The organism is Xylanibacter ruminicola, assembly GCF_900142525.1.
GTDB lineage: Bacteria > Bacteroidota > Bacteroidia > Bacteroidales > Bacteroidaceae > Prevotella > Prevotella ruminicola_A.
Genome location: NZ_FRBD01000017.1, coordinates 1 through 18250, shown reverse-complemented (window position 1 = coordinate 18250; position 18250 = coordinate 1). Strand labels below are relative to the sequence as shown.

The 18250-nt window shown below is 46.3% G+C and carries 15 protein-coding genes; 7 read left to right on the top strand and 8 right to left on the bottom strand.

Annotated elements, in window-relative coordinates:
- Positions 1–5: 5 nt before the first annotated feature.
- Complete coding sequence (locus BUB86_RS11350; RefSeq protein ID WP_175549489.1) at positions 6–524, bottom strand: RNA polymerase sigma factor; 519 nt, start codon at positions 522–524, stop codon at positions 6–8.
- Between the two features lie 164 nt (positions 525–688).
- Between BUB86_RS11350 and BUB86_RS11345 the strand changes: the two genes are divergently transcribed.
- Complete coding sequence (locus BUB86_RS11345) at positions 689–1750, top strand: serine hydrolase domain-containing protein (protein ID WP_073209589.1); 1062 nt, start codon at positions 689–691, stop codon at positions 1748–1750.
- A gap of 596 nt (positions 1751–2346) precedes the next feature.
- Positions 2347–3894 carry a hypothetical protein gene (locus BUB86_RS11340; RefSeq protein WP_073209587.1) on the top strand — a complete coding sequence of 516 codons (1548 nt, stop codon included), beginning with the start codon at positions 2347–2349 and terminating at the stop codon, positions 3892–3894.
- Here BUB86_RS11340 and BUB86_RS11335 read toward each other — a convergent pair.
- Together BUB86_RS11335 and BUB86_RS17675 are read right to left on the bottom strand one after the other, a co-directional pair.
- Entirely contained in the window at positions 3891–4439 is a 549-nt protein-coding gene (locus tag BUB86_RS11335) for a hypothetical protein (RefSeq protein WP_073209585.1), read from the bottom strand. The genes BUB86_RS11340 and BUB86_RS11335 overlap by 4 nt on opposite strands.
- 173 nt (positions 4440–4612) lie before the next feature.
- On the bottom strand, positions 4613–4780 hold the full coding sequence (locus BUB86_RS17675) for a hypothetical protein (protein ID WP_175549488.1): 168 nt from the start codon (positions 4778–4780) through the stop codon (positions 4613–4615).
- A 267-nt stretch (positions 4781–5047) separates the two neighbouring features.
- Between BUB86_RS17675 and mtaB the strand changes: the two genes are divergently transcribed.
- Positions 5048–6409, top strand: coding sequence for a tRNA (N(6)-L-threonylcarbamoyladenosine(37)-C(2))-methylthiotransferase MtaB (mtaB, locus tag BUB86_RS11330; protein WP_073209775.1), 1362 nt, complete (start codon positions 5048–5050; stop codon positions 6407–6409).
- Between the two features lie 16 nt (positions 6410–6425).
- Positions 6426–7448 carry a glycosyltransferase family 2 protein gene (locus BUB86_RS11325; protein ID WP_073209583.1) on the top strand — a complete coding sequence of 341 codons (1023 nt, stop codon included), beginning with the start codon at positions 6426–6428 and terminating at the stop codon, positions 7446–7448.
- On the opposite strand, the gene BUB86_RS11320 is transcribed toward BUB86_RS11325, so the two are convergent.
- Positions 7429–8667, bottom strand: coding sequence for a DUF4861 domain-containing protein (locus BUB86_RS11320; protein ID WP_073209581.1), 1239 nt, complete (start codon positions 8665–8667; stop codon positions 7429–7431). The two genes, BUB86_RS11325 and BUB86_RS11320, sit on opposite strands and share 20 nt — an antisense overlap.
- A 267-nt stretch (positions 8668–8934) precedes the next feature.
- Between BUB86_RS11320 and BUB86_RS11315 the strand changes: the two genes are divergently transcribed.
- Complete coding sequence (locus BUB86_RS11315; RefSeq protein ID WP_317041763.1) at positions 8935–9672, top strand: gliding motility protein GldB; 738 nt, start codon at positions 8935–8937, stop codon at positions 9670–9672.
- Here the strand turns inward: BUB86_RS11315 and BUB86_RS11310 are convergent.
- Positions 9648–10586, bottom strand: coding sequence for a TIGR01212 family radical SAM protein (locus BUB86_RS11310; protein WP_073209575.1), 939 nt, complete (start codon positions 10584–10586; stop codon positions 9648–9650). The two genes, BUB86_RS11315 and BUB86_RS11310, sit on opposite strands and share 25 nt — an antisense overlap.
- A gap of 65 nt (positions 10587–10651) precedes the next feature.
- Here BUB86_RS11310 and BUB86_RS11305 point away from each other — a divergent pair, with 65 nt between their 5' ends.
- A complete protein-coding gene (locus tag BUB86_RS11305; RefSeq protein WP_073209573.1) occupies positions 10652–12862 on the top strand; it encodes a S9 family peptidase in 2211 nt (736 codons plus the stop codon).
- A 37-nt stretch (positions 12863–12899) separates the two neighbouring features.
- Here the strand turns inward: BUB86_RS11305 and glyA are convergent, their stop codons facing one another.
- The 3 genes from glyA to pyrB form a co-directional block, all read right to left on the bottom strand.
- Complete coding sequence (glyA, locus tag BUB86_RS11300) at positions 12900–14180, bottom strand: serine hydroxymethyltransferase (protein ID WP_073209571.1); 1281 nt, start codon at positions 14178–14180, stop codon at positions 12900–12902.
- Between the two features lie 74 nt (positions 14181–14254).
- A complete protein-coding gene (locus tag BUB86_RS11295; protein WP_073209569.1) occupies positions 14255–14701 on the bottom strand; it encodes an aspartate carbamoyltransferase regulatory subunit in 447 nt (148 codons plus the stop codon).
- Positions 14698–15645 carry an aspartate carbamoyltransferase gene (gene pyrB / locus BUB86_RS11290; RefSeq protein ID WP_073209566.1) on the bottom strand — a complete coding sequence of 316 codons (948 nt, stop codon included), beginning with the start codon at positions 15643–15645 and terminating at the stop codon, positions 14698–14700. The genes BUB86_RS11295 and pyrB overlap by 4 nt, the downstream gene beginning before the upstream one ends.
- Before the next feature lie 118 nt (positions 15646–15763).
- Between pyrB and BUB86_RS11285 the strand changes: the two genes are divergently transcribed.
- Complete coding sequence (locus BUB86_RS11285) at positions 15764–18088, top strand: transglycosylase domain-containing protein (protein WP_073209564.1); 2325 nt, start codon at positions 15764–15766, stop codon at positions 18086–18088.
- The last annotated feature ends 162 nt before the right edge of the window (positions 18089–18250 follow it).

Genomic DNA, 18250 nt, shown 5'->3' with positions numbered 1-18250 from the left:
ATTCTTTATCGTTTTGTTGTTGCGTTAAAATACTCCCTAATACTCTCAATCGATTTCGTTAGATGCCTGTAAACTGTGGTTCTTTCCACCCCAGTGGCCTTAGCCACTTCGTCGTAGCTCATCTCGCCCAGAAACCTCAGCTTCAGTATCTGCTTGCTCAGTGGTGGCAGTTCGCGGTCTATCCACGCGTTCAGGCGTTCCAGCCGGTCGTCGTCGTTCGTCGTCACCATGCGGTTCTGCATCATCTCCGTTTGAAACAGATGTTCCACCCGCTCTCGCACGTTCTTATGGCTTAGTACGTCGCGGCATTTGTTCCTTACGCTCGTCATCAGGTAGGCCTCTATCTTGTCCTCCTGTGGCTCGATGTCTGCCCTTAGCAATTTCACGAATACCTCGCTCACCACGTCTTTGCTTTCGTCGGTGTCGTAGAGCATCGTCCTTGCCAGTCGATACATCTCCGGGTAGTGTTTACGGTAAATCACCTCGAATTTCTCTTTGGTCATAATCTGTTTTTTAATAATCATCTGCATCAATGACGACTCACTTTTGCTTATAGTTGCACAAAACGATATTTTTTTCGCTGCAAAGTTACATTTTTCTGCTTAAAAACCATGTGATAATCAATAATTATTGTATCTTTGCACAGAATTAATAAACTATAAGTATTAGGACTTGACACATTTTCAAGATGGAAAAGCATCTGTTTTTGGCCGCAATGGTGCTGGTGGCACTAACGGCATGTAAGAGCGTAAAAGAATCGGCAGAAGTAATTGATCTGCCTCGTGCTGAAACTCCCGAAAGCGTGGCTGCTGCTATGGACACCTTCTTTAGTCAGGCAGCCAGCGACTCTATGGACATCCACAGCGTGATGATTGTAAAGGATGGTAGTGTTATCTACAGCCACTGGCAGAGTCAGGGGGTGGATACCGTGCCTCATGTGCTCCATTCGGTAAGTAAAACGTTTACTGCCACTGCTGTGGGGCTGGCCATTGCCGATGGTAAGTTGGCACTTACAGATAAGATTGTAGACCATTTCCCCGATAAGTTGCCAGTCGAGGTTAGCGATAATCTCAAGGCCATGACTGTGCGCGATCTGCTCACCATGTCGTGCGGCCACGATACCGATCCTACAGGCGTTGGTCGTAGCGATAGTGCCGATTGGGTCCAGACCTTCATGGCTTATCCCGTGCTGCACAAGCCAGGCACCTTCTATTGTTACAACAGCCTGGGCACTTACGTTCTCTCGGCCATTGTTCAGAAGGTAACGGGCCAGAAGGTGGTCGACTATCTCGATGCCCGTTTGTTCCAGCCCCTGCATATTGCCAAGCCCAGATGGGACGAGAGTCCTCAGGGTATCAACACTGGTGGATGGGGTTTGTATCTTAAGACTGAGGATCTGGCCAAGATGGGACAGCTGCTGTTGCAGAAGGGGCAGTGGAATGGCCAGCAGATTATTCCTGAAGACTGGGTTGCCGAGATGTCGAAGAAGCAAGTTGAGAGCATCAATCCCGGCACTCGTATCGAGCAGGCTGAGGAGAGAGGCCTGACCGTTGAGACCAGCGATTGGATGCAGGGTTATGGCTATCAGATGTGGCGCTGCCGTCCAGGTTGTTTCCGTGCTGATGGCGCCCGCGGACAGTACATCATCGTAGTGCCCGAAAAGAATGCCGTCATCGCCATCACTTCTGATGTAGAAGACCTCCAAGGTGAGCTCAATCTGGTTTGGAACAACATCCTTCCGGTATTGTAAGTTCATATTTGCAGTGCATTTTCCCAAATGCACTGCAAAGGTACAAAATCAATTTTTGGCCACCAAATTTTTCGTCAATTATTCGAGAATTATTCTTAAATTGTTAAAATGTAAAATAATATTTCATGCCAAAAGTCTTGCCGAAATATAATCTATGAGATACTTCCTATCTATTTATTAGAAAGTTCTGTAGTATTTGTTAGGTTCTCGTTAATAATCTGATAGATTCTGCCGTACCACTCCAAACACCTGTTTTTGCAGGGTGGGGGCGAACGCAGGTACGCAGGTACATTTTGTAAAATCAAGTGGCAGTGACGAGCAGGTGAAATCTACCTTATATATTATAATATTATATATAATATGATAATATATAGATATATAATATATTAAATATACTACTTCTCTCCGTTCTTCTCTTCAGCATCTCGAACGCTTTTTGCTACAATTTTCGAAATTGAAAATGTACCTGCGTACCTGCGTTCGGTCGTTCAGAGTGGGAGGGTGCCACTGCATTTTTTTATTATTTGTTCCTTATTTCCTTGACTATTTCGATATTTCTTGTTATCTTTGCAACCGTATAATAACTATAAAAGCTTATGAAAATTTCTTTGGTTTGGAAAAATCTGATTCCTGCACTCATCGTGTTGGTATTATTGGTGTTCTCTGTGGTTCGTACACGACGTGAGCTTCCCCAAACACCACCACAAACAGTATTGATAAAAGATGCAGACATGACATTCTATTGGAATCGGGGATGCACTGACAAGCTCACTACGAGCATTAAACTGAAACGCGGTGATAGTCTGAAGGTCTTAGGAATTGGAAAACCAACTAATGATTATGATTATTATTGGGTTGAGACGATGGACGGTCAGCGTGGTATGATTTCTCCTCTTGCCATTGATCAGCGTGCCGTTGTAGTGAAAGGCCATAGTGATGAGGTAAAAGCCAACATTGGCGATACTGCAACTATACTTGGTATGAAAGGCGACTCTAAATATACGTATAATCTGAAGTGCTCAGATGGTGAGCAAATACAGGCTACACGATCAGAATTACGATACCTAACAGAGTTGGAGTTAGGCAACTATCAACTCACCACACCTATGGGGCCCTATTATGTGACTAAAGAAAAATTCGAGATACTTTGTAAATCGAAGACTGCTGCTGAACTGGAAGACTATTTTGATCATGCCATGACGGTATGCCGTGTAGATTCAGGTTTGAGAATGTACTTAAATGTGGCTGTACTAGATACCAAAACTGGCATTTATGCTTTTCCTGATATTACATTCGATAAGACAGATGCTGCTGGTGTAGGTGATATCCAATGGCGTGACAGTCTGGATCGCAATTCGTTCTTCTTAAAGACGCTTCCTCTCGCAGGCTCCATTATTGATGCGGGGCATTCGTTGATTAACGAGAGTTTTTATTGGTATAGCGTTAAGTTGAGAGAGCTGGAAGGATGGAAACACTATCTGTCTATTGTGCTGTTGTTTGTTCTTGGTTTCTTCTGGTTGTATGGCACCTGTTTCCTGCTAGGGCATATCTTTCTGTCGTTGGTTCCATTGCGTTATCCACTTATATGGCTGAACAACAGTGCCATCAAATGGTGTACTACGTGCTTAGTACTTGTACTACTATATGTATGGTGTGTGCTGATGTTTGCGTGGGGGGTATGGTGGTGGGCCTTCTTACCTGTTGTAGCTTATATGGCTATTAGCTTTGAAGGCCGTTTTATGGACAAAATTCTGATGCTTCGCTGCAACCAATGCAAGTCAATGGATTCGTATGAACGCATCCATTCGGAACTGATAAACGAGTCGTTACAATGGTGTACAGAGAGTGAGTACGACAAGTTGGTTTCGCGTGAAACAGAAAGATGGAAGACTTGGGATGAAATTACATATCGCTGGAGTAGCGGGCGGACAGAAACGCATAAATCTAATGAGAGGAACCATTCTCGTACAACCTCAGTACGCCAATATAAGGATTACAAAGTTCTCTATTTGGTAAAAGAATATGAAGATACCTACGAGTGTCAGTGTTGCGGTGCTCAGTACAAACAGACTAGAAATGTACCCATAGAGCAGAGTCGCGAACTTGCTGGCACTCATCAGACAACCTCTGTGTCAGAAAGTTAATATTCCTTCCACACTTGCCAGTTGTCGATCTCGTGGAACAAGCGCTGGAGGACGGGCTCGCAATCCTCAGGGTAGGTGAGCGATTGTACAAACCAGAGTTTGCGATGCTTGACGAACTTGGCGTAGAAACGGCGGCCTGTTATCTGGCCAGTATCGCTGTGAAGGGAGCCTGAGAGGATGAAGAAATCGTTGCCTAAGCGCTGGTGTGTGGCATGTAATTCTTGTGTATATTTCTTTACAGCTTGTTGCGTAGTAAGTGAATCGAGATTGTGCTCGATAAAGGCTGACTGGACCACCTCGGTGCCATCTTTCCAGAAAGTGAAGCGGCAGGCACCCTTGTCCATTAATGAGTCGTCGGTCTGCTCGAAGAATTGTGGATAGTGAATCACGTAGTCGTAATCATCATCCTGATACTCCACCATGCGAGCCTGCTTGATGGCATGTTCTAACTTCAAAGGTAACGGGTCGTCGGCTGGTTCGTACTCTGACATGAATATCATAAGTGCGATGAACCCAACGAACACCAAAAAAAGAAATCTCTTCATACGCTTACATTTTTACTGCAAAAGTACAAAGAGATGGCGAAACGGCCTAAAAATCTGCCTGACATTTGTCTGACATTGGCATATTGGTGGGATTTATGGTACATTTTGGCAAAAAAATAAGCCCGAAGGACTGAGTCCTACGGGCTTTTTCTCTCAATCGTTCGTTCGGTTGATTACTGAACTGAATCAGCAGCTACAGTGTCAACAGCCAGGCTGTCAGCAACGCTATCAGCAACCTCAGCGATAGAATCAGTGTCCTGTACAGGAGCCTGAGCCTTGTTACCACATGATGCGAAAGAGATAGCAGCAACTGCTACGAACATAAATACTAATTTCTTCATTTTTCTAAGCTTTTTTAAATCTGTAAAACAATCATTTGTTTATTAAAACGCTGCAAAGTTAAGCATTATTTTAATACAACGTATCATTTTTTTCGATTTTTTTTAGGGTGTTTTTGTAACTTTTTTGTAAATGACTGAAAATCAGCAACTTACGAAATGTTAAATTTAGTGTAAAAATCACGTCTTACCTAAAAATGGCTGAAAATTGATGTTTTTTGCAAAAAATGTAGTACCTTTGTGCCCGTAAACAATACACCTATTTTATATATGATAGATACGTCGGCATTTCAGGGCAAAAAGGCTGCCTATTTTACACTTGGATGTAAGTTGAACTTCTCAGAGACATCTACCTTTGGTAAGATGCTTCAGGACCTTGGTGTGACTACAGCGCAGAAAGGGGAGAAGGCTGACATCTGCCTGATAAACACCTGCTCGGTGACTGAGGTGGCTGACAAGAAATGCCGCCAGGCGATACACAGACTGGTGAGAGAGAATCCTGGCGCCTTTGTGGTGGTGACTGGCTGCTATGCGCAGCTGGAGGCCGACGAGGTGGCGCAGATTGAGGGCGTGAGCCTGGTGTTGGGATCGAACGAGAAGGCGAATCTGGTGCAGTTTCTTTCAGATGCATGGACTGGTAACCCCACCCCTAGCCTCTCCCCTGAAAGGGGCGGGGAGTACAAGGCGCGTTTTTATCGCCAGAAAACTAAGGATATAAAATCTTTTGCGCCAAGCTGCTCTAGGGGCAACAGAACGCGCTACTTCCTGAAAGTACAGGACGGTTGCGACTACTTCTGCACCTACTGCACCATACCATACGCTCGTGGTTTCTCGCGTAATCCAACCATCGCATCGCTGGTGGCTCAGGCTGAAGAGGCTGCATGCGAGGGTGGCAAGGAGATAGTGCTGACGGGCGTGAACATAGGCGACTTTGGCAAGACCACTGGCGAGAAGTTTATCGATCTGGTGAAGGCGCTAGACGGGGTGGAGGCCATCAGCCGTTATCGCATCAGCTCGCTGGAGCCCGACTTGGCCACTGACGAGCTGATAGAATACTGTGCGAAGAGTAGGGCCTTTATGCCTCACTTTCACATACCACTGCAGAGTGGAAGCAACACCGTGCTGAAGCTGATGCACCGCCACTACGACCGCGAGTTGTTTGCTGACAAGATACACAAGATTAAGAAGCTGATGCCTGATGCGTTTATCGGTGTAGACGTGATGGTGGGCTGTAGAGGCGAGACGCCAGAGTGCTTCGAGGAGACTTACGACTTCCTTGACGGGCTGGATGTAACCCAACTGCACGTGTTCCCATACTCAGAGCGCCCTGGCACATCGGCATTGAGCATACCCTACGTGGTGAGCGAGAAAGACAAGAAGCTGAGAGTGAAGCGACTATTGGAACTGAGCGACAAGAAGACGCAGGCCTTCTACGAGCGCCACATAGGCCAAGAGGCCGAGGTGCTGTTTGAAAAAGCCACACGAGGCAGAGCTATGCACGGGTTTACCAAGAACTACATACGTGTAGAGCTACAGGCCAAAGATGCCGACCCCGCACTCGACAACCAGCTGGTAAAAGTAAAGCTTGGCGAGCTGACCCGCGACAAAGAATCGCTTAAAGCTATTATATAATGTACGCGCGCGAAATATGGAAAAGGTAGCTATAGTGATACTGAACTGGAACGGACAGCAGATGCTAGAGAAGTATCTGCCATCAGTTCTGCAATACTCGAGAGACGAGGCAACGGTATATGTGGCCGATAACGCATCGACTGACGATTCGATAGAGCTTCTGAGAACGCACTATCCGCAGGTGGAGCTGGTACTTCTGGATAAGAACTGGGGATTTGCTGAGGGCTACAACAAGGCGTTGTCGCAGATTGATGCTGAGTACTATCTGCTGTTGAACTCGGACATAGAGGTGACTCACCACTGGCTGACTCCCTTGATAGAATATATGGATGCCCATCAGGACACGGCTGCCTGTCAGCCCAAACTGCTGTCGATATTCGACAAAGACCGTTTTGAATATGCAGGGGCGAGTGGGGGATTCTTGGACAAATACGGCTATCCTTTCTGTCGTGGACGCATTTTCGAGACTGTAGAAGCTGACAACGGACAGTATGACGATGTGGCTGACATACTGTGGGCCACTGGCGCTGCACTGATGATACGCAGTAAGGACTTTTGGGAGGTGAAAGGATTTGATGGCAGATTCTTTGCACATAACGAGGAGATAGATATGTGCTGGCGACTGCGAATCAAAGGGCGCAGAATAGTTTGTATACCAGATAGTTACGTGTATCACGTGGGGGGCGGTACGCTGCCTAAAGGCAATCCGATGAAGACGTATCTGAACTTCCGCAACAACCTGACGATGCTGTATAAATGCCTGCCTGACGAGCAGTTGAATCACGTGATGCGTTGGCGCTGGTTCCTGGATTATCTGGCAGCCTGGCAGACGCTATTGATGAATCGCAATTTTGGCGATTTCAAGGCTATCTATCGTGCACGTAAGGCTTTCAAGGCGTGGAAGAAGGATTTTAAGGCCGACAGACGGGAGATACAGAAATGGCGTAGGGTAGAAAAAATACCAGAGCAAAAGGATTTCTCCCTGCTCTGGCAGTATTATGCTAAAGGGCGAAAGCTGTTCAGCGCTTTGCCACAGTAACCTTAACGGGCTGTTCTACCTCCTTGCGCCACTGCTCAAGATAGTTAAACCATTCGGCTGCCGAATGATAACCAAACGACTCATTATCAGAGGTATATGTGATTTTGTATGTTAGCACATTGCTCTTGGTGCTAACCACAAAAGCATAGTTATCCTTGTTGGCAGGTTGCTCGCTAACTAAGTACTGTTTGGGGATGAGAATGCCCAAGCCAACCGTTTCGCGCTTAAAGTTGACGGTGTCGCCCGTGGGGAAATCGCTGCCCCAGCAACCACGAAGTCCTTTCTTATCAGAGAACTCCTTAGAACCCTTGACATTGATGATGCCTGTTGAGAAGCGGTAGTCCTTCACATCTACGTGTTTCTTAGTGAAATACACCTCGACATCGGTATCGCGATGGCCTGCGTACTGGATATAACGCAGAGTGGTGTTAATGGCTGGTTTGTCAGCCATTACATACCAGCCTTTATCTTCGACCTCGACGATGGTGCGAAGGGGGCCGTAAGAGATGATGCGCTGAGTGCGGCTCTTAACAGGCTCGATCATAGTGGGCTGTGAACCGTCCCATCCTCTGAAGGCACCAAGTCCAAACGTGTTGCCCACCCATAGCACATCGTCGCCATAGCCTTCTGCCTTCTGCTCTTGGCTAGTATAGAACTGGGTGGCCTCGAGCTCAAGGCGCTTCTGGAACTTTCCATACAGGTCGAGCGTCTGGCGCTTGTCGAAGTAGATGCGGATGCCATTGAGCTCACTCTCGAAGTCGACACCGTGATGGTGCTGTATGTTGTAGGAATTGGCGCAATCGCCACGAGCGGTGATGGCCTCGATAAAGTTGTTGTGCTTGTTCTTCTGCTTAACCTTATCGTTTCTTACTAGCATCTCAGCAAACACGCGGGCTGGATAGTTGGCTGGTTCAAGCTTGGGGTCGGCATAAAGCTCAACCTGATATTGCTTGCGCTCCTTGCCCTGAAGATTGACCAGGAAACAGAGCTCATCGAAGGTGTCGTTCTGATCCAGATCGTCGAGTTGGCATGGAATCTCTTGGCCATTGCAAGTGACAATGGCACGACTTACGAATCCATAATCGTTTAATGAAACGAGTACGGGCTGATCAGTGCGATTGGCACTGGATGGGTTAGCTACATTGACGGTGATGACACGCTGAGCTAGGGCTGTGGATGAAAATAGGGCAACAAGTGCCGAAAGTAATAATCTGTTCATGTTGAAAATTTGTCTTAGCAGGACACAAAAGTACTGAAAATCATTCAAAATGCCCCTGATTTTTACACAAATAAACAAAAATGTGCATGTTTTTACACAATTATTTAAACTTTTTAGGTTAAAATTTGGTTTTTAAAATACTTTTTAGTATATTTGCATCGAAATTTTTAACATACATACATTATTCGTATCAAATAGCCCGTGCGCAAGGTATATTTTTTCTTATTAATAGTGATGTTAGGATGCATCAGTTGCGAATGGCAATTTATGGTGGAAGATGACACCGAAATTGTCGTTGATCGCTATGATCGTATCCAAAGCCTATACCTTACCACAGGCGATTTTTCAGCTTTGCAGCAGATGAACACCGTTTATCCCATGCAGACGCGTACGCTGATTGAGGATGTGCTGCGTTTGGGAAAGGTGGATGATCAGCTGATTAACAAAAAGTTTCTGCGTTTCTATCAAGATTCTACGCTGCAGGTGCTGATAGCCGAGGCTGAACAGCAGTATGCCAATATGGATGATATCAATGCCGATCTGACTACAGGATTCAAGTATCTGCGAGAAAAACTGCCAGGCATCGAGATTCCTGAAATTTATGCACAAATAGGTTCGCTAGACCAGAGCGTGATAGTAGGTAATAATACCATCGGTATCTGTCTCGACAAGTATCTGGGCACTGATTATCCTTTGTATCAGAAACCTCAGTACGGCTATTCTAAAAGTCAGCTGGAGCTGATGAATCGCCAGTACATCGTGCCCGACTGCATAGGTTTCTATCTGCTGAGTTTGTATCCCATGCCTCAGGACAAGGCACTGAGTCAGCAGGAGCGTGATACCCACATTGGAAAAATACTATGGGTGGTTAATCAGGCATTGGGCAAGAATGTGTTTAACTCGCTCTATACCAGAATGGTAGAGAGATATATGAAGCGCAACAAGAATCTGAGTTTGGACCAGATGCTGAAAAACAACAACTATTCGGACTTCAGAAAGAACTGACCTTGAAAGATTTTATGCTGTTTGAGATAGTTTACCAAGAGATTGGTAAACTCGTAGTTTTTTAGTCCCCAATGTGGTGCGACGAGCAGCTCCTTGGGCGACTGGGAGACAAAGCGCTCAAGAATCAGATTGGGGCGGAGGTGCTGGATATACTCAGCAATTAGCTGGATGTACTCGTCGACCGTATAGATGTGGAACGGCTGCTGCTCGTACTCTGTGGCTAGTCGTGTTCCACGGATAATCTGCATCTGGTGGATCTTGAGAATATCAATGGGCAGACTGGAGATGATGGATGCCTGGCGCAGGCTTTCACGGGCATCCTCGCCTGGCAGGCCTAGAATGATGTGGGCACCGGTGAGTAATCCGCGCTGATGGGTGCGCTGGATAGCATCTTGCGACTGCTGGAAGGTATGACCTCGATTGATGCGAAGAAGCGTATCGTTATTAGTGCTTTCGATGCCATATTCCACAAGAACAAAGGTACGCTGGTTAAGCTCTGCGAGGTAGTCGAGCAACTCATCAGAAACGCAATCAGGGCGTGTGCCTATGACGATGCCCACGATGTCATCTACCTGTAGTGCCTCCTCGTAGAGTGCCTTGAGTTGGGCGAGTGGGGCATAGGTATTGGTGAAGGCCTGAAAATAGGCCAGGTATTTCATGTCGGGATACTTGTGGGCAAAGAAGCGCTTGCCCTCTTCGAGCTGCTGGGTTACAGAGTGGCGGCGCTGGCAATAAGAGGGGTTGAAAGTGCGGTTGTCGCAATAGATACAACCACCTGTAGAAATGCGCCCGTCGCGATTAGGACAGGTGAAGCCTGCATCGATAGAAATCTTCTGCACACGATAGGGAAACTGACGGCGAATCCATGTGCCGTAGTCGTTATAATAGGGTGTATTCACTTTATTTAAATCCATCAGTGTGCAAAGTTAGCGAAAAAAATGCTATCTTTGCAATCTCAAAACAATAAAAACGTAAAAATATGAAGAAAATGAGATTATTCTCGCTTGGATTATCGCTGGCGTTGGCCATTTCTGCTTCTGCTGGAGAGAAACTGACGCTGAAAGGGATTACGGGCGGAGTATTTAAAAGCAAGTCGATGAGTGCTGTACGCCCAATGGCTGATGGTGAGACATACGCACAGATTAGCGAGGATGGCAAGCAGATTATAACTTATTCATTTAAAACAGGTAAGCAGGTTGGCGTGCTCTTTGATGCTGCCAGCGCTCGTGGTGCTGAGGTAAAGAGCGTGGATGGATACATTCTGAGTCCTGATGGCACAAGAATGTTGATACAAACAGACACCAAGGCGATTTATCGTCGTTCGTTCACCGCCACCTATTATATATATAGTATCAGAAACAACAAGCTGGAGCCACTGAGCGATGGCGGACCACAGCAGACACCAGTATTCTCGCCTGATGGCAATCAGATAGCCTTTGTGCGCGACAATAACATCTATCTGGTAAAGCTGCTGTACGATAATGCAGAGAGTCAGGTGACTAAGGATGGCAAGCGCAATGAGGTGATTAACGGCATACCCGACTGGGTGTACGAAGAGGAGTTCTCGACTAACTCGTCGATGGTGTTCTCGGCCGACTCGAAGCAGATCCTCTGGATTCGCTACGACGAGAGCGCTGTGAAGCAGTACTCTATGCAGTTGTTTAAGGGCTTGAAGCCTGAGCGCAAAGAGTTTGCTGAATATCCTGGCGACTATACCTATAAGTATCCTGTACCGGGAGAGGTGAACTCAAAGGTGAGCGTGTGGAGCTACGACATCAAGAGTCATCAGACACGTAAAATCGAACTGCCACTTGGTGCAGAGGACTATATACCCCGTATCAAGGCTACCAGCGATCCTGCAAAGATTGCTATCTTTACGATGAATCGCCATCAGGACGTGTTGCGCATCTATATGGCCAATCCGCTTTCTACCGTGTGCAAACTGGTTATCGAGGATAAGGTTGACAAGTATGTGAAGGAAGAGGTGCTCGACGATGTAAAGATTACCAGCAATAACATCCTGCTGCCAAGCGAGCGTGATGGCTATAACCACCTGTATCTCTACAACCTGAACGGACAGCTGCTTCGCCAGATTGTGAACGAGAAATACGTGGTGAAGGCTGTTTATGGTTTCGATGAGAAAACTGGCGATACTTATTTTGCAGCTAACCCCAAGGGCGCTACAGAGCAGCAGGTGATGGTGGCTCGCCAGAATGGCAAGATTGAGGTGCTGACACCAAAGGCTGGTGTGAACAGCGCCATCTTCAGTAAGAACTTCAAGTACTTTATTAATATCTGGAGCGATATCAACAATCCTGCCCAGTACACCATCTGCCAGAACAACGGCAAGGTGCTGACTACGCTGATTGATAACCACGAGCTGAAAGAGAAACTGGCTGAATACGACCTTGGTAAGAAAGAGATGTTCCAGTTTGCCACCTCTGAGGGTGTAGTGCTTAATGGATGGATGGTGAAGCCTGCTAACTTCGACGCTTCAAAACGCTATCCTGTGATTATGTATCAATATGGCGGCCCAGGCAGTCAGCAGGTGCTGAACCAGTGGGGAATAGGTATGAGTGGCAATGGTGCTATACTCGAGCAGTATCTCTGCCAGCAGGGTTACATCTGCGTGTGTGTAGATAATCGCGGTACTGGCGGTCGTGGAGCTGAGTTTGAGAAGTGTACCTATCTGCGACTAGGTGAGCTGGAGGCGCGCGACCAGGTGGAGACTGCCATCTGGCTGGGCAAACAAGGCTATGTAGACAAGGATCGCATTGGTATCTGGGGCTGGAGTTATGGCGGATGGAACACGCTGATGTCCATGTCAGAAGGTCGCCCCGTATTCAAGGCTGGAGTTGCTATTGCCCCACCAACATGCTGGCGCTACTACGACTCTATCTACACAGAGCGATATATGCGCACACCTAAGGAGAATGCCAGCGGATACGACGATGTGAACCCAATAGCGCGTGCATCACAGCTGCATGGCGCGCTACTGATTTGTCACGGACTGGCTGATGATAATGTACACTATCAGAATACAGCAGAATATGTGGAAGCGTTGGTTCAGGCTGATAAGGACTTCCGTCAGTTAGTTTATACCAATAGAAATCATAGTATTTTCGGAGGTAACACCAGGAACCATCTGTTCCGTCAGGCAATAAATCATTTTAATGATAACCTCAAGTAAAAAATTAACCCCTGCCGATTGGCAGGGGCTTTATTTTTTAGTAAGCGAAGAGAGGATAATCCTTCATCTTCTCATTTACACGAGCGCGAACGCTTGCAATAACCTGCTCGTTCTCAGGATCATTCAGAACCTCCTCAATCCAAGCAGCAATCTGAACCATCAGATCCTCCTTAGCACCACGTGTGGTGATGGCAGGAGTTCCAAGACGGATACCAGAAGTCTGGAAAGCACTGCGGCTGTCGAATGGAACCATGTTCTTGTTAACTGTGATGTCGGCAGCAACAAGAGCGTTCTCAGCAACCTTACCTGTAAGATCGGGGTACTTAGAGCGCAGGTCAACCAGCATAGAGTGGTTGTCGGTACCACCACTAACGATGCCGAAGCCACGCTTAACCAGCTCATCAGCCAGAACCTTAGCGTTCTTCTGAACCTGCTTAGCCCACTCCTTGAACTCTGGCTGCAAAGCCTCGCCAAAGGCTACGGCCTTAGCTGCAATCACGTGCTCAAGAGGACCGCCCTGCTGACCAGGGAATACGGCTGAATTCAGCAACTGGCTCATCATCTTAACTACGCCCTTAGGAGTCTTCAGGCCCCAAGGATTCTCGAAGTCCTTACCCATCAGGATGATACCACCACGAGGACCACGCAGGGTTTTGTGGGTAGTAGAAGTAACGATGTGAGCGTACTTTACAGGGTTGTCAAGCAGACCAGCTGCAATCAGACCGGCAGGGTGAGCCATGTCGATCATCAGCAGAGCGCCTACCTTATCAGCAATCTCGCGCATACGCTTGTAATCCCACTCACGGCTGTAAGCACTACCACCACCGATAATCAGCTTTGGCTTGTGCTCAAGGGCCAACTGCTCCATCTCATCATAGTCTACACGACCAGTCTCCTTATTCAGGTTGTAGCCGATAGGATTGTAGATAAGACCAGAGGTGTTGACGTGTGAACCGTGTGAGAGGTGACCACCGTGGTCAAGGTTCAAGCCCATGAAGGTGTCGCCTGGTTTCAGTACTGCCAACAGTACTGCTGCGTTAGCCTGTGCACCAGAGTGTGGCTGAACGTTAGCATACTCAGCACCGAAAAGCTTGCAAACGCGGTCGATAGCCAACTGCTCAACCTCGTCTACTACCTGGCAACCACCATAGTAACGGTGACCAGGATAACCCTCGGCATACTTGTTAGTCAGGTAAGATCCCATGGCTTCCATCACCTGGTCGCTTACGAAGTTCTCACTTGCAATCAGCTCAATGCCTTTCAGCTGGCGCTGATGCTCTTTCTCAATCAACTCAAAGATTGTGTTGTCTCTGTTCATTGTTTTGTTTATTGGGTTTAAAAAATGTTCAATGTTCAATGTTCAATGTTCAATGTTCAATGTTCAATGTTCAATCAACAAAGCTCCACTTTGTTGATGTCCTGTTCCTTTTCGCAGTAGTGGCAGGTAAGTATGCCGTTCTCCACGTGGAAGTGGGTCTTCATGGGCTCGTTGTTAGTGATACACTTAGGATTGTTGCACTTCACGATGCCTTTAATCTCCGACGGTGTTACCACATTGCGCTTCTCCACCACCTCGTAGTCGCGGATAATGCTCAGAATCACATTTGGGGCTACTACCGAGAGGCGTGAGATTTCATCATCAGTGAAGAACTTGTCGCTCACCTTGATAATACCTTTCGATCCAACTTTCTTCGAGGGGTAGTTAAAGCCGATGGTAACAGGTGTTTTCAGTGTGAAAAGTCCCAATAGGCTGGCCACCTGGTAGGTCTTGTTTGTAGGAATATGATCAATCACTGTGCCGTTCTCGATGGCGGCAACCAAGCGTTCTTTCTTGTTCATAGGATAATGGTTTTATCGTTTCTAACTTCGTCGAGACTAATTCCCAAAACATCGCAGAAGATGGCTTCGCGGGCAAAGAGTCCGTTGCCGGCCTGCTGGATGTAATATGCGTGTGGGTTGTCGTCAACCTCGTAAGCAATCTCGTTTACACGTGGCAGCGGGTGCAGAATCTTCATGTTTGGCTTAGCGCTCTTCAGCAGCTCGTTGTTAAGCACATATACATTCTTAACACGCTCGTATTCCATCAGGTCAGAGAATCGCTCTTTCTGTACACGCGTCATATAGAGGATGTCTGCATCGGCAATCACCTTCTCGTTAAAGGCTGTATGCTCCTGATACTTGATGCCATGCTCCTCGCAATACAGCTTGTACTCCTTTGGCATCGCCAACTCCTTAGGTGCTACAAAGTGGAAGGTTGGATTGAAGTGGCGCATAGCCATCAGCAGCGAGTGAACAGTGCGTCCGTATTTCAAATCTCCCACCATATATATATTAAGGTTGTCGAGCGTACCCTGTGTCTTGTAGATAGAGTAGAGGTCGAGCATACACTGCGAAGGATGCTGGTGAGCACCATCGCCTGCATTCACGATGGGGACGGGGGCTACTTCTGATGCATATTGGGCTGCACCTTCTATATAATGGCGCATCACAATGACATCAGCATAGTTAGATACCATCAGAATCGTGTCCTTAAGCGTTTCGCCTTTGGTACCACTGGTAATCTTTGGATCGGCAAAGCCAATAACTCGGGCACCTAAACGGTTTGCTGCGGTTTCAAAACTTAGTCTGGTACGGGTTGATGGCTCGAAGAAAAGAGTTGCCACTACTTTTCCTTTCAGAAGCTCTCTGTTGGGGTGCTTCTCGAACTCCTCTGCCATCTCAATCATATAGAGAATTTTCTCTCTAGTGAGATTGGCTATTGTCACAAAATTATGCTTTTTCATTCACTATTTTTATTTTGTTGGCGCAAAATTACACAATATTTCTGATTTCCGTGCCGTATTTTGAAAGAAAATAGTAATTTTGCACCAAGATATTGCAAAAAGTAACCAAAATTAGAAAATGAGAAAGCTATTTGTCTATTTTCTATGGACATTATTGACCATAAGTGTGCTGGCTGTTGCTGGTGCTTTTTATTCCATAGATAGGGGGTGGATTGGATATATGCCTCCCATCGAAGACCTTCAGAATCCGATTAGCCGATTTGCTACCCAAATATATTCTTCGGATGGCAAATTGTTGGGAACCTGGAATTTTAATCGCGAGAATCGTGTGATGGTGGATTACTCTAAAATCGCGCCTTCGTTGATTCATGCTTTGGTAGCAACTGAGGATGTACGTTTCTACGAGCACTCTGGTATCGACTTTATCGCACTTGGGCGCGCTATCATAAAGCGTGGCGTTCTGGGACAGAAAAGTGCTGGTGGTGGTTCTACTATCACCCAGCAGTTGGCTAAGCAGTTGTATTCAGAACAAGCGCATTCTACTATTGAGCGACTTCTACAAAAGCCAATAGAGTGGGTGATAGCAGTCAAGTTGGAGCGCACCTATACTAAGGATGAGATTCTGACAATGTATCTGAATTATTTTGACTTTTTGCATAATGCGGTAGGAATCAAGACTGCAGCAAATGTATATTTTAGCAAGGAGCCAAAAGATCTGAGTATTACCGAATCGGCTACACTTGTTGGACTATGTAAGAACCCCTCTTACTTCAATCCTGTTCGTAATCCAGAGCGCAGCCGCGATCGTCGTAATGTGGTGCTGGCTCAGATGGTGAAGGCTGGATATATTACTGATGCTGAGTACGACAAATATAGTGCTGAACCGCTTACGTTGAAGTTCCATGTAGCTGATCATAAAGAGGGATTGGCCGTTTACTTCCGTGAGTATCTGCGCCAGTATATGACGGCTAAGAAACCTATTCGTGCCAATTATCCCTCGTGGAATATGGCGAAGTTTGTCAACGACTCAATTAACTGGGAGACAGATCCTTTATACGGTTGGTGCAATAAAAACAAGAAGCGCGATGGTAACAATTATAATATCTATACCGATGGTCTGAAAGTCTATACTACCATCGATTCTCGTATGCAGGAATATGCTGAGCAGGCTGCTTATGCACATGTGGTAAAATTCCTTCAGCCTGCATTCGATAAAGAGAATGCCACGAAAACAAATGCACCATATTCTACAAATCTGTCAAAGAGTCAGGTTGAGCAGATATTGAATCGATCTATTCGCCAGTGTGAGCGATATCGTGTACTCAGGGAGAGTGGTGCTTCAGAGGATGAAATCCAGAAATCGTTCCGTACCAAGACCAAGATGTCTGTCTTTACCTATCATGGCGAGGTGGACACAACGATGACGCCACTTGATTCGATAAAATATTACAAATCGTTCCTTCGTACGGGTTTTGTAAGTATGTGCCCACAGAATGGCCATGTGAAAGCTTATGTTGGCGGATTGAATTACGAGCATTTTGCTTATGATATGGTGATGGAGGGCCGTCGTCAGGTTGGTTCTACTATTAAACCATATTTATATTCGCTTGCTATGGAGAATGGTTTCTCGCCTTGCGACGAGGCGCCAAATGTTCAGCAGACTTATGTTGTTGCTGGTCAGTCGTGGACACCGCGTAATGGTAGTCGTGCCAGATATGGCGAAATGGTTACGCTCAAGTGGGGCTTGCAGCAGTCTAATAACTGGATTTCTGCTTATCTCATGAGTAAGCTCAATCCTCAGGCGTTTGTTGATTTGCTCCATGAGTATGGTATCCGCAATCCAGATATTCATCCCTCTATGGCACTCTGTCTCGGCCCCTGTGATATCAGTGTAGGCGAGATGGCAAGCGCTTATACCGCTTTTGTTAATCACGGAATCCGTGCTGCTTGTATGTTTGTTACCAGAATTGAAGATAGCGAAGGAAATGTTATTGCACAGTTCCAGCCACGTATGAACGAGGTTATCAGTGAGGAAAGTGCTCACAAGATGATTTATATGCTCCGCAATGTTGTTGATGGAGGTACTGCAAGTCGTCTGCGCTTCAAATATAACCTCAAGGGACAGCTTGCTGGAAAGACGGGTACCACTAATAATAATAGCGATGCTTGGTTTGTAGGTCTTACGCCAAATCTTGTAAATGCATGCTGGGTTGGTGGTGATGATCGCGATATCCACTTCAATTCTATGGCGATGGGTCAGGGTGCTTCGGGAGCATTGCCTATTTTTGCTCTATATATGCAAAAGGTATATAAAGATGCCAAACTTGGGTATAGCGAAGACGCTGTTTTTGATATTCCACCAGGTTTTAATCCGTGTCCTTTAGGTGGTGAGTCGTTAGGCGAATCAGAAACCGAAAATGACATCGAAGAGATATTTGAGTAATATATATAAATAAGGTGTAGTGCTCAAAATGTAAATATTCCCGAAAACTTTCATGTTTTTGGGAATTTTTTTTGGAAAATGTTTGGAGGTTTGGAAAAATTGCCGTACCTTTGCACCCGCTTTCGCTCAAAAACGATAGCAAACTAAGAAAGAGTTCTTTGA